Raw genomic sequence first — 12403 nt, forward strand, 5'->3', positions numbered from 1 at the left:
ATCATGCTAATTCCCCAACCGCTCGATGAGGTCCTTGGCGTGGACCTGATCGGACTTGTAGTTGCCGGTCAGCATATACATCACGATGTTCACGCCGCCGCGAATGGCATAGATGCGCTGCATCGGGTCGTTCGGCACGGTCGGAAGCAGCGGATTGCCTTGCTCATCCACGGCCCACGCGCCCGCAAAATCATTGGCTGTAATCATGATCGGCGTTACGCCGTCGCCGGTGCGCACGGGGCGCTCCCTGGGCGAGGCGTTCGGTGTGGAGGCCTCGACCCACAGCGGGCTTCCTTCATAGCGGCCGGGGAAATCCGGCATGATGAAGAAGGATTTGGTCAGCACATGATCGTCGGGCACGGGTTCCAGCGGCGGAACGTTCATCCCGTCGAGAATGGCGCGCAGGCGCTGGTTGGCGGGTGAGGCTGACGGATCAAGGCTTGCGCCGGCCTGCAACTGGTCGCGCGTGTCGAAAAGCACTGTGCCACCTTGCTGCATATAGGCATCGACCTTGGCAATCGCTTCCGGGCTTGGCATCGGCGCTTGCGGGTCGATCGGCCAGTAGATCAGCGGATAAAAGGCCAGTTCATCCTTGGCGGGATCAACGCCGACAGGGTCGCCCGGTTCGAGCGCGGTCTTGTCCATCAGCGCGAAGCTCAAGCCACGCATGCCTGCCTTGCTGATGTCATCGGTCTGGGCGCTGCCGGTGATGACATAGGCAAGATGCGTCTGCGAGACCGAGTTGATGATCGCCTCGTCTCCCGGCTTGCTGTCATCATGCACCTGCTCTTGAGCCTCAGACTGGGATTGTGCCTGAGTCTGAGCTTGTGCTTTGCCCATTCCGGAAGGAAGAAGGTTGAAGGCCAATGAACCGGCCAGCAAAACGGCTATTCCCGCTGCCTTGGCACGCACTTTCATGCGGCGTCGGAGGGCACCCCGCAACCACAGCATCAAAAGCGTATCGAGTGCGAGAAGCATTGCAGCGACCGCAAAGAACGGTCCCGCCAGCGAGATTGACTGGTCCGATGTATAGGAGGCGGGCGTTATTCCGACGGATAGCGTCGGTTGGGCAATCGGTTGCAGCTTGATGTTTGCACCTTCAAAGATGTTGAGCGCTTTCAAGCCGTCCTCATTGCCATAGAAACCGGGCGGTGTGTTGATGCTGACGCTGGCCTGCTTGTTCTTTTCGACGATCAGCGGCTTGGCTTCGGATGTTGGTGGGGTCAGCGCACCGGAAGCCGAAAGCAGCTGGTAAGGCGGCAGCGAGACCGAAGCCTGATTTTCCTGCGCGCCGGTTCTCTGTGACAGTGACACGATGCGGCGCAGCATTTCCACAAAGGAACCCGAAATGGGCAGGCTCGACCAGCTGGCATCGGGAGAGATGTGGAACAATACGATATTGCCGCGCCCGCGCTGTTCGCCGGTCACAAGCGGTGTTCCGTCCTGCAGAACGGCGTAAGCCTTGTCGTTGAGATCGAACGAAGGTTCAGCAAGAACCTGCCGGGTGACCGTCACATCCTCTGGGACAGTCAGGCCGGCAAAAGGTCCCTTGTCAGGGAAAATGCGCAGCTTCTGCGGCTCCGACCAGGACAGCGTGCCGCCAAGTGCGCGTTCGCCCTTGCGCAATTTCACCGGCAGAAGCGGATCATTGTCGCTGGCACCCGCAAGGCGCGGACCTGCGAACCGCACCAGTGTACCGCCGTCTTGTATCCATTTGGAAAGCTGTTCGGTGACAGGCTGCGGCAGCGTGCCGATATCGGCCATGATGAGAATCGACGGCTTTGCATCCAGCACTTCCGGCACGGATTGCAGAAGATCGGCAGAGCGCGGTTCGATCAGATTGACATAGGGCGAAAGCGCCCTGGAAATATAATGCAGCGGCGAGAGCAAAGGCTGTGCCAGATCACCGTCACCGCTGGCGATAAGGCCGACCGTGCGCCGTTCCGATCCCGCATCGATCAGCCGGGTCGCGCCTGCCTGTTCGATACCATCAACGCGGATCAGGCGGAAATCGTTGCGAAGTTCCACCGGCAGGTTGAACCGTGCCGTGCCTTCTGCGCTCCCAAGCGCGAAGGAAAGCGGCGCTTCGGCAATGCGGCGTCCCTTGTCGTCATAGGCAGCAGCAGTGAGCGTGCGCGGAGCAGATACGCCTTCCGGGCGGATGGCGACGGCTTCCAGACTGTCAGCCTTGTTGTCGATGCCGGTCAGCGCGAAAGTGCGACTGAGGCTCGCGCCATACCAGAGAACGGAGGCCAGATGCCCTGACTTGTCCAGTTCCGCGAAGGTTTCCGCATCATCTGGCGATGCCAGTCCGTCGCTCATGAAGGCAAGGCGGACCTTGGCACCGGCGGGCAAGGCGGAAGCCAGTCTTTCCATTGCCGACTTGCGATCAACCGGGATGGGGCGCGGTTCCAGTGCCTGAAGACGCTCGGCAGCGCGCTTGCCGTCATAGGGGCCGATTTCGGCATTGGCCGGTCCTGCCGAACCCAAGATGTAGATCGGCGCATCGGTGCCTCCCGTATCGGAGATGAGTTTTTCGGCGGCATTGACCCGCTGTTGCCAGTCCTCGGCGGAAGCCCAGCCATTGTCGATGACGATGGCAAGCGGCTCATTGCCGGACAGTGCCACCGGACGTGGATTCCAGATCGGCGAGGCCAGCGCCAGAATGACGAGCGCGGCAATCAGCAGCCGCAGCAAGGTCATCCACCATGGGCTTTTCGACGGGACTTCCTCGCGCTTGAAGACCTGTGCCAGAATGCGGAGCGGCGGAAAAGTCTCCTCCTGCGGACGCGGCGGCGTCATGCGCAGAAGCCACCAGATGACCGGCAGGGCGATCAGCCCGGCGAGAATGAGCGGCGAACCGAAGGCGAGCGGCAGAAAATTCATGTGCTGCTTCCCTTGGTGCTAGCCCCCATGGCGCTGCTCCCTGTTGCGCTCAGGGCATCGTGAAGCCGTGCCAGTGCTTCCGCCGTCGGCCTGTCTGTCCGATGAACCGTATAGCTCCAGCCGAGCCGCTTGCAGAAATCCGACAGGGTTTCACGGCGCGCAATGTAGAGGCGGCGATAGTCGTCCGCATAGGTTTCCGCCCGACCGGCGACGAGCGTGGCGCCGGTTTCCGGATCGCGGAACTCGGTGCGGCCCGAATAGGGGAATGTTTCTTCCGCCGGATCGGCAACTTCCACCAGATGCGCGCGGACACCGCGCTGCGCCAGACGGTTGAGAAGATCGGTCAGTTCATCGAACGGATGCAGGAAATCCGATACGAGGACGACTTCCGAAAAACGGCGGATCTGCCCGATGTCCGGCAGCGCCGCAACCGGCGCTTCGTGCATCAGCGCTGCCGCCAGACGTTCGGCGCCGTTGCGAGCCGAAAAAGGCTGGATCAGCGCCGGAAAGGCAATGCGTTCACCAGAGCGGGACAGAAGTTCGGCAAGAGCGAGCGTCAGCACGAGCGAACGAGCTTCCTTGGATACTGGCGCGAGCTGCGAGCGGTAGAGCATCGAGGGCGAGAAATCGCACCAGAGCCAGACCGTATGAGCGGATTCCCATTCGCGGTCGCGGACATAGGTATGATCGTCGCGCGCGGAACGCCGCCAGTCGATGCGGGAAAGGGATTCGCCGTCCACATAGGGACGGAACTGCCAGAAATTTTCGCCGGGACCGCGTTTGCGCCGTCCGTGCCAGCCATTCATGACGGTGTTGACCACGCGCTGAGCTTCGACCAGCAGATCGGGGAGGCTTGCGGCCCGCGCACGGGCGCGAGCAAGTGTCTCCTTGCGATCTGCGGTGGAAACTTCTGCGCCAATGACCATCAGACGGCAGCCTTTACCAGATTGGCGATGACGTCACGAATATGCATGCCATCGGCGCGTGCAGCAAAATTGAGCGCCATGCGGTGTTGCAGAACCGGCTCGGCCAGTGCCTTCACGTCGTCCACCGAAGGTGCGAGACGGCTTTCAAAGAGCGCGCGGGCGCGGGCGCACAGCATCAAAGCCTGGCTGGCGCGCGGGCCAGGCCCCCAGGCAATATGTTTCTTCGCGTGGTCGTTGTCGGCATCCGGGCGGGCGGAGCGCACCAGCTTGAGGATTGCTTCCACGACGCTTTCCGACACCGGCATACGTCGCACCAAAGTCTGCATTTCGATCAGCCGTTCGGCGTTGATGATCTCATAGGCCTTTGCTTCGGCAACGCCGGTTGTTTCCAGAAGAATGCGGCGTTCCGCATCCAGTTCCGGATAGAGAATGTCGATCTGCATCAGGAAGCGGTCGAGCTGAGCTTCCGGCAGCGGATAGGTTCCTTCCTGTTCCAGCGGGTTTTGCGTCGCAAGCACATGAAACGGTGCGGGCAAGTCGTAGCGCTGGCCCGCGACCGTGACGTGATATTCCTGCATTGCCTGCAAAAGCGCGGACTGGGTGCGTGGCGAAGCACGGTTGATTTCGTCGGCCATCAGGAGCTGCGCGAAGATCGGGCCCTTGAGATAGCGGAACGAGCGGCGCCCGTCGGCATCCTGTTCCATGACTTCCGAGCCGATGATGTCGGACGGCATCAGGTCGGGCGTGAACTGGATGCGCTGGCCTGAGAGACCAAGCACGGTGCCCAGCGTTTCGACCAGCTTGGTCTTGGCGAGACCCGGTACGCCGACCAGAAGCGCGTGTCCGCCAGCCAGAACGGCGACGAGCGTGCGCTCGATCACGTTTTCCTGACCAAAGATCACAGTCCCGACGCTTTCCTTGATGCGGGCAAGGTCTGCGAGCGCCCGTTCGGCCTCCGCGACGATCTGTTCGGGATTGGCGGTTTCGGGCGTGATGACGACACTCATGGGAACCTCGCAATATGACCGCTCTGGCGGAACTGCCTCATAAATCGCTATATAATACTGACAAGCCGCGAAAGGGTGACTATTTCATGGCTTTGAGTCTATTTGCGCAGGAATAACCGAGTCGGATGATAAAAAGCACCCCTGAAGGCAAAGACGCGCCGCAAGAATCTCTGTGCGATATTGGGCGGAGCACTGAGACGACCAGCGGACTGGAAGCCCTGATTGCGCGCGCCCATGCCGATGCGCAAAGCGGTCCGGCGACGAACGAGCGCGGAATTCCGCCGGTTGAGCGCTGGAACCCGGATTTTTGCGGCGATCTCGATATGGAAATCAAGGCGGATGGCACCTGGTTCTACATGGGCACGCCGATTGGCCGCAAACAGCTTGTGCGGTTGTTTTCGACCGTATTGCGTAAGGATGCGGACGGGAAAACCTATCTCGTCACGCCGGTGGAAAAAGTCGGCATCCGTGTCGAGGACGCACATTTCGTTGCGGTGGAAATGGAAGTTTCCGGCGAAGGCGAGGCGCAGGCGCTGACGTTCCGCACCAATGTGGGGGACGTGGTGGAAGCTGGCGCGGACCATCCCTTGCGTTTTGCGGTGGAACCGACAAGCGGCGGACTGAAACCCTATGTGCTGGTTCGTGGACGGCTGGAGGCACTGATTGCCCGAGCTGTCATGTATGATCTGGTGGCGCTGGGCGAGGAAATCGAAATCGACGGCGTGCCGACATTTGCCGTTCGCTCGGGCGGCGCGGTCTTTCCGATCATGGCGTCCGATGCACTGGAGGCTGCACTGCAATGAGTGAATTCCCTACTTTTTCAGCGGGTGATTTTGCCGAGCGGGTTCGGCAATGGCGCCCCGATCACGATGATCTGATCGGCGATCACTCGCTTAACCCCGATATTACGCAATTAATGCAGATGGCCAAGATGCGCGACGCCGCCGTGCTGGTGCCGGTGGTGGATCGCGGATCGGAGGCAACGCTTCTTCTGACACAGCGCACCGATACATTGCGCAAGCATTCCGGCCAGATTGCCTTTCCGGGCGGCGCGATCGACCCGGAGGATGGCACGGCGGAGCGGGCAGCACTTCGCGAGGCCAATGAGGAAATCGGGCTCGCAGCGGATCGTGCCGAGATCATCGGCAATCTGCCGCGTTATCTCACCGGCAGCGGTTTTTCGATCACGCCCATTCTGGCGGTGGTGAAAACACCGTTCGACGTGCATCCGAACCCGGATGAAGTCGCCGATATTTTCGAGGTACCGCTTTCCTTCCTGATGAACCCGGAGAACCATCGGCGTGAAAGCCGGCTATTCAACGGCAAGGAACGCTTCTATTACGCCATGCCCTATCACGAGCGATTCATCTGGGGGGCAACCGCAGGTATCATTCGCGGACTTTACGAAAGGCTCTACGTTTGAGCGAGAATATGAATATTTCCGGCAAGGCGGACTGGCTGAAGGCAAAGCCGTTGCAAGCCCTGTTCAAGGCGCTGAATCGTGATGGCGGCGAAGTGCGTGTCGTGGGTGGCGCCGTGCGCAACACATTGCTTGGCACCAAGGTGAGCGATGTCGATCTGGCGACGACGCATCTGCCGCAAGAAACCATGCGGCTTGCGACGGAAGCCGGTTTCAAACCGGTGCCGACCGGCATCGAGCATGGCACAATCACCGTCGTCGTGCAGGGACATCCATTCGAGGTCACAACGCTGCGGCAGGATATCGAAACCAATGGTCGCCACGCGAAAGTCGCTTTCGGAACCGACTGGAAAGCCGATGCTGAACGGCGTGATTTTACCATCAATGCGCTTTATGTGACCGCCGATGGCACAATTATCGATGAGGTCGGCGGCCTTGCCGATATCGAGAGCCGGACGCTGCGCTTCATTGGCGATGCAGAACAGCGCATTCGCGAGGATTACCTGCGCATCCTGCGTTTTTTCCGTTTTTTCGCCTGGTATGGTTCAGGGCGGCCCGAGGCCGACGGCTTGCGCGCCAGCGCGCGGTTGAAGGACGGTCTTTCACAGCTTTCTGCCGAACGGGTCTGGTCGGAACTGAAGAAACTCCTGTCCGCTCCCGATCCGTCGCGCGCGCTTTTGTGGATGCGGCAGGCGGGAGTGCTGAATCTTATTCTGCCTGAAAGCGAGAAATGGGGTATCGACGCCATTCATGGGCTGGTGCGAACCGAGGCCGATCTTGGCTGGCAACCTGATCCGCTGCTGCGGCTTGAGGGTATCATTCCGCCCGATAGCGTGCGGATGGAAGAGATGGGCAAGCGGCTGAAAATGTCCAATGCAGAAAGGGCGCGGCTTGAAGCCTGGGCGCGGGCCGACGCTGTAAAGCCCGAGCTTTCAGAACAAGCGCTGAAGAAGACAATCTATCGCGGCAGCAAGCAGGCTGTGCTTGATCGTATTCGCCTGGCCTATGCGGCAGCGCGGACCGACGCTGCAGGCAGCGACGATGCAATGATCCGCGCGGGCGGTTTCGCGCGTCTTCTGGAGGCCGCCGAACATTATGATGCTCCTGTTTTCCCCGTCACGGGCAGTGATCTTCTGGCTCTGGGCATTGAAAAAGGGCCGGGGCTCGGAGAGGCATTGCGGTCGCTTGAAACTTTCTGGATTGACTCCGGTTTTAGTCTTGACCGTGCCACGCTTCTGGACAAACTTGATCGCGGTTAGAGCGGTTCCGCTCTAACCGTTTTTTCCCAAGCATTTCCGAACACAAAACCGTGTCTCACTTTTGTTGGAAATGCTTTTAAAATGAACAACTGACGGCTTGCTTGCAAATTTCAGCCGTAGTTTCATCGCTTTATAGCGGGAGCATGTTTCCCAAAAGTGGGAACCGGTTTTGGGGCAAAACAGGCCCAATACAGGCCCAATATAGGCAATGAAAACTTTTCAGCGCGCGTTTTGAAAGAATATGAGATGTCTAATCCCGATACATCGATACAAGACAAGGCAGCGACCGATCCGAAGCAGAAATTTGGCACTGAAGGCATCGCCGCCATGGACCGGCCAAGCCCGATCACCCGTTTCTTCATGGGGATCGTATCCTGGGCCGAAGGTCTCAATCTGAAATATGCCAAGCTCGGCAACCCGCCGGTCTATGACAATGCGACTTTCCCCTGGTCAGCCGAAATCGAGAAGGAATGGCCCGCCATCCGCAAGGAGCTCGAAAAGGTTCTTCTGCGTCAGAGTGAGCTGCCTTCCTTTCAGGATATTTCGACCGATGTGAAGACGATCTCGACCGACAATCGCTGGAAGACATTCTTCCTGCTCGGTTTCGGCGTGAAGTCGGAACAGAACATCAATGCCTGCCCGGAAACCTGGCGTATCGTCAACAAGATCCCCGGCCTGACGACGGCAATGTTCTCCATCTTCGAACCGGGCAAGCATCTGCCGCCGCATCGCGGGCCTTATAATGGCGTGCTGCGCCTGCATCTTGGCCTTATCGTGCCGGAACCCAACGACCAGCTTGCCATTCGCGTGGACAAGCAAGTCTGCCATTGGCACGAAGGCAAGGTGCTGATTTTCGACGATGCCTATGAGCATGAGGCGTGGAACCACACCGACAAGACGCGCGTGGTCCTTTTCGTCGATTTCGTGAAGCCGCTCAAGTTCCCGGCGCGTTTCGTCAACTGGTGCCTGATGAATCTTGCGATCTTCACGCCCTTCATCAAGGAAGGGCTCGATAACCACAATGAGTGGGAAAAGAAGTTCTATGCGGAAGCAGAAAAGCTTCGTAACCAGCCGAAGAACTGAGAGCTGTTCCGAAAGTCGCCATCCCGGTCTGCAAATGGCGCTTTTCTGCGTTCCGGTGCTCATGTACGTTCGTATACTGCGCTCCGGTACTCGAAAATCACCATTTTCGCCACGGTCTGCCGCTTTTTGAGTCAGGCTCTGAGGCTGGCCTGACACTGGTTTGACTTTCAGATCGTGCGCTCTTAGATACGGATAAAGGGCCGTGTGGCCCTTTTAACTATCCACCTCTGAACGAGGAATTGTTGATGCTGGAGATTGTAGGAAGCCTTTGATCGTTCCGAACAAGCTGCAAGATGGCGGGCGCTGAAAACGCCTGACGGGCAGTGTTCAGGAGCGGAAACGGCATTGGCCGTGGATGGTTCACCGTCCGCGCGCGCTGGTGCTTGTCATGGTTTCCATCCAGGCAAAAACAACAATGAATATCTCACGTATGGAACAGCGCGTCTTGCACGTGCTGGCGCAGGGCGGTTACATCCGCCATCTGCGCGAAGACGGACGTATCTGCGAAATCGAATGCTTTACCCGTGAAGGCTATCTGCTTTCCGATTGCACGATGGCGGTCTTCCAGCAATTACGCCGCAAGCGGCTGATCGAATCCCGAATGGGCAGTCCTTATCGCATCTCGTTCAAAGGGCGCGAAAATGTTCGCGCTCAGCTCAATAACCGGTGAAGGAGAGCATCATGCATATTCGCACGGAAACGCCCGAAGATGCGGCTGAAATCCGCCAGGTGACGGAGACCGCTTTCCTCCCCGTGTCCTATAGCAATCAGAAGGAAGGGGAGATCGTCGATGCACTTCGTGCTGCAAACGCACTCACCCTGTCGCTGGTTGCGGAGGAGAACGGACAGATTTTTGGCCATGTCGCCTTTTCGCCGGTCCTGATCGACGGCGAGGATATGGGGTGGTACGGGCTTGGTCCTGTCTCGGTTCGTCCAGACCGGCAAGGCGAGGGGATCGGCGGCATGCTGATCCGCGAGGGTCTTGCCATTCTGCGGCAGGAAGGCGCCAAAGGCTGTGTCCTTCTGGGCGATCCCGGCTATTACGGTCGTTTCGGCTTCAAGGCCGATGCGCGACTGAAATTGCTGGGCGTGCCAGCGGAATATTTCCAGTGTCTGGCCTTCGGGTCGGATATACCGGAAGGCGATGTGACCTATCACGTGGCATTCCACATATAAAAAAGGGCCGGGAAACCGGCCCTTTTCAATCAGTCCTGTTACGGCCACTTCACCACGGGTGGCATGGAAGACAGGATGGAATTCACATTGCCACCGGTCTTGAGGCCGAAGATCGTGCCCCGGTCGTAAAGCAGGTTGAACTCGACATAGCGGCCACGGCGGATGAGCTGCTCGTTGCGATCCGCGTCGGTCCAATCCTTGTTGAAGTTCTGGCGAACGAGATGCGGATAGACGACCGAGAAGCCACGCCCCACATCGCGCGTATAGGCAAAATCCGCGTCCCAGCCGCCCTTGTCGTCCGGTGAATGCAGCCAGTCATAGAAGATGCCGCCGGTACCGCGCGGCTCGTTGCGATGCGGCAGGAAGAAATATTCGTCGCACCAGTCCTTCACGCGCTGGTAGTCGACAATATCCTTGTGCTTCTCGCAGATGAAACGAAAAGCCTTGTGGAAGGCGAGTGTATCGGGATCATCCTGGGTGCGGCGGCTGTCGAGAACCGGCGTCAGATCGGCGCCGCCGCCAAACCACTGGCGCGTGGTTACGACCATGCGCGTATTCATATGGACGGCAGGTACATTCGGGTTCTGCGGATGGGCGATGAGCGAAATGCCGCTGGCCCAATAGCGCGGGTCTTCCTCGGCACCCGGAATCTGCTTGCGGAATTCCGGCGAGAACTCGCCATAGACCGTCGAGACATGCACGCCGACCTTTTCGAAGACACGGCCATGCATGATGGACATGACACCGCCGCCGCCACGGCCTTCATCCTTCTGCCAGGGCGTGCGGACGAAGCGTCCGGGCTCACGATCCGAAAGCGGGCCCTGCAATTCATCTTCAAGTTGTTCGTAGCTTGCGCAGATGCGGTCGCGTAGTTCCTCGAACCAGCGCTGTGCCGCCTGCTTCTTCTCTTCGATGTCTGCGGGGATGATTGCTGGAATTTCGTCGCGTTGCATTGTCTGTTTCCTTCCGGCGCGGTTTGCCGGATCGCTCGGCGGTATCTGGCGGCCAAGGGTAAATGGATGAACTATTGTTTCTTGGCTTATCAAAGTCCGCTGCTGGCGCAAAGCGCGAAGCGCGCGATCGCAGGGCAGTATAGACCCTCTCCCCAAGAAAAGACTCGTCTTTGTTAACCTGCTCCCCTATCTTTCTCTACCTAGGGTTTGGAGGCAAACGCATGACAGCAGCACCGCCCCGTCCACCGCTCGAAGGCTTGCGCAAGCAGCTTCAGAAGAGTCGCGCCCAGAAAGGCCTGAAGCAGAGCCGGATGCCGCGCGACGGTTTCGTTCGCGAGACATTCACCCTGCCGAGGCTGGCAGCCCGCGAAAAAGCACGCGAATGGTTCGAGACATTCCCGAAAGCGGCCTACTGGACGGAAATCGAGAGCTGGTGCGAGCGACCGGACGATGTGATCGAATTCACCATGCGCCGGCTGGCGACTGCGGATTGAGTTGCGCTTTAATCGCAACGGTCAAAGCCTTGAAATATGATTCAGATTAGGGATTCAAAAAGGCGCCTCGTGGGCGCCTTCTCTGTTTGAATTGTTATTCCATTACAGGCTTACTGCGCCGTAGTCTGTGGTGCCTTTTCCCACGCATTCCAGTTCTGGATGATGCTGTCGGCGTAAGCCTTGCCGACGCGATAGGCGTTGGTCGTGGCGAGCGGGAAGCCGCCTGAATTTGCCGCAAGCGATTCAGCTGGCGTCTGGTCCTTGCCCTGACGGTCGAAGTTCGACGCGGTACGCAGCAAAGCGATGCGGTCAAAATCGAGCTTGCCAGCTTCTGCAGCGCGTTTCAGCGAGGTCAGTGTAGCATTGTCTTCCATCTGTGATGTGCAATAGTCGGCCTTGCCGTCGGTCAGAAGCTTTACCCATTCGGTCATGGCTTCGCCAAGCTTCGCGCCATGCCAGTAGGTGTCGCCCGAAGCCGTATCGCAGATCGTGACCTTGGGTGCGCCGGTCGCCGCTTCCTGCGCATAGTGCTTGCGATATTCCTTCGCTGCGTCGCTATCCAGAAGTGCGACGCCCTTGGTCGTCGCCAGTGCGTAGTCGGCCAGCTTGCCGTTCAGTTCGAACACTTCCGTGCCTGCGGCCCATTTCGGCTTCTCGCCGGGCTTTGCAGCGCCGAGGCCGAAGAAATCCGTGGGCCAGCCTTCCGGCGCTTCACGAATGTCGATGCGGTGGTTCAGATTGGCATCAATGGAATATTTTGCCCAATGTGCCAATCCGAGCGTGCCGTGCTTGGGGTCGACACCGGCAATGCCAGCGATCAGGAAATAGGTGTGGCTGAGGTCGAGCTTGTCGCTCAGCGCCATAGCCGCCGTTGCGCTTGCGGCATTGGCAAAACCCATGGCCGTCGTCATGTGGCAAAGCCCTTCGGCGGTGCAGTCGATCTCCGGATATTCGGGGCTCAGGCCCGGAAGCTTGAGCTTCTGCGTGAATTTTTCGCCTTCAAGCCATGGCTTGGCTTCTTCGCCGAACATGGTGATGACCATCACCTTCGGTGCGATGGGCGAAGCCTCCTTGGCAAAGGCCGAGGTGCTTGCCAGCAGAGAAATCGTGCAAGCAGCGAGAGCGAGTGTGCGAACAGACAGGTTCATGGACGAAGCGAGCCTTTCAGACCGGATGGGGGATGGGATGCCTTGCGAAGC

The 12403-nt window shown here is 59.0% G+C and carries 12 protein-coding genes and 1 pseudogene; 8 read left to right on the plus strand and 5 right to left on the minus strand.

Features of this window, described 5'->3' with window-relative positions; all coding sequences use genetic code 11:
* Nucleotides 1-6: 6 nt before the first annotated feature.
* Genes HWX93_RS05645 through HWX93_RS05655 form a run of 3 tightly spaced genes read right to left on the minus strand, consistent with a single transcriptional unit; the run spans nucleotide 7 to nucleotide 4819 of the window.
* Nucleotides 7-2886, minus strand: coding sequence for a DUF4159 domain-containing protein (locus HWX93_RS05645; protein WP_176036789.1), 2880 nt, complete (start codon nucleotides 2884-2886; stop codon nucleotides 7-9).
* Entirely contained in the window at nucleotides 2883-3812 is a 930-nt protein-coding gene (locus HWX93_RS05650; RefSeq protein WP_176036790.1) for a DUF58 domain-containing protein, read from the minus strand. The genes HWX93_RS05645 and HWX93_RS05650 overlap by 4 nt, the downstream gene beginning before the upstream one ends.
* Nucleotides 3812-4819, minus strand: a complete 1008-nt coding sequence (locus HWX93_RS05655; protein ID WP_176036791.1) for an AAA family ATPase — start codon at nucleotides 4817-4819, stop codon at nucleotides 3812-3814. The genes HWX93_RS05650 and HWX93_RS05655 overlap by 1 nt, the downstream gene beginning before the upstream one ends.
* Before the next feature lie 125 nt (nucleotides 4820-4944).
* Between HWX93_RS05655 and HWX93_RS05660 the strand changes: the two genes are divergently transcribed.
* The 7 genes and pseudogenes from HWX93_RS05660 to HWX93_RS05690 all read left to right on the plus strand — a co-directional run bounded on the left by HWX93_RS05660 (nucleotide 4945) and on the right by HWX93_RS05690 (nucleotide 9757).
* Nucleotides 4945-5622 (plus strand): DUF1285 domain-containing protein, encoded by a 678-nt coding sequence (locus tag HWX93_RS05660; RefSeq protein ID WP_176036792.1) that lies wholly within the window; start codon nucleotides 4945-4947, stop codon nucleotides 5620-5622.
* Nucleotides 5619-6242, plus strand: a complete 624-nt coding sequence (locus HWX93_RS05665; protein ID WP_109987244.1) for a CoA pyrophosphatase — start codon at nucleotides 5619-5621, stop codon at nucleotides 6240-6242. The genes HWX93_RS05660 and HWX93_RS05665 overlap by 4 nt, the downstream gene beginning before the upstream one ends.
* Entirely contained in the window at nucleotides 6239-7498 is a 1260-nt protein-coding gene (locus tag HWX93_RS05670; RefSeq protein WP_176036793.1) for a CCA tRNA nucleotidyltransferase, read from the plus strand. The genes HWX93_RS05665 and HWX93_RS05670 overlap by 4 nt, the downstream gene beginning before the upstream one ends.
* A gap of 246 nt (nucleotides 7499-7744) precedes the next feature.
* A complete protein-coding gene (locus HWX93_RS05675; protein WP_176036794.1) occupies nucleotides 7745-8581 on the plus strand; it encodes an aspartyl/asparaginyl beta-hydroxylase domain-containing protein in 837 nt (278 codons plus the stop codon).
* 34 nt (nucleotides 8582-8615) lie between these two features.
* Nucleotides 8616-8725, plus strand: a pseudogene (locus HWX93_RS05680) (flagellar basal body P-ring protein FlgI); the annotation flags it as partial.
* 271 nt (nucleotides 8726-8996) lie between these two features.
* Complete coding sequence (locus HWX93_RS05685; protein ID WP_061346453.1) at nucleotides 8997-9251, plus strand: YjhX family toxin; 255 nt, start codon at nucleotides 8997-8999, stop codon at nucleotides 9249-9251.
* 11 nt (nucleotides 9252-9262) lie between these two features.
* The gene (locus HWX93_RS05690; protein ID WP_176036795.1) at nucleotides 9263-9757 is read left to right on the plus strand and encodes a GNAT family N-acetyltransferase; all 495 of its coding nucleotides are present in this window, start codon (nucleotides 9263-9265) and stop codon (nucleotides 9755-9757) included.
* A gap of 38 nt (nucleotides 9758-9795) precedes the next feature.
* Here the strand turns inward: HWX93_RS05690 and hemF are convergent, their stop codons facing one another.
* The gene (hemF, locus tag HWX93_RS05695) at nucleotides 9796-10710 is read right to left on the minus strand and encodes an oxygen-dependent coproporphyrinogen oxidase (protein ID WP_176036796.1); all 915 of its coding nucleotides are present in this window, start codon (nucleotides 10708-10710) and stop codon (nucleotides 9796-9798) included.
* Nucleotides 10711-10931: 221 nt separating this feature from the next.
* On the opposite strand from hemF, the gene HWX93_RS05700 reads away from it, so the two are divergent.
* Nucleotides 10932-11204: a hypothetical protein gene (locus HWX93_RS05700; RefSeq protein ID WP_010659602.1), complete on the plus strand. Its 273-nt coding sequence runs from the start codon at nucleotides 10932-10934 to the stop codon at nucleotides 11202-11204.
* A gap of 110 nt (nucleotides 11205-11314) precedes the next feature.
* On the opposite strand, the gene HWX93_RS05705 is transcribed toward HWX93_RS05700, so the two are convergent.
* Nucleotides 11315-12352: a purine-nucleoside phosphorylase gene (locus HWX93_RS05705; RefSeq protein ID WP_176036797.1), complete on the minus strand. Its 1038-nt coding sequence runs from the start codon at nucleotides 12350-12352 to the stop codon at nucleotides 11315-11317.
* Nucleotides 12353-12403: the final 51 nt, after the last annotated feature.

This window comes from Brucella tritici, from assembly GCF_902825325.1.
Taxonomy (GTDB): Bacteria; Pseudomonadota; Alphaproteobacteria; order Rhizobiales; family Rhizobiaceae; genus Brucella.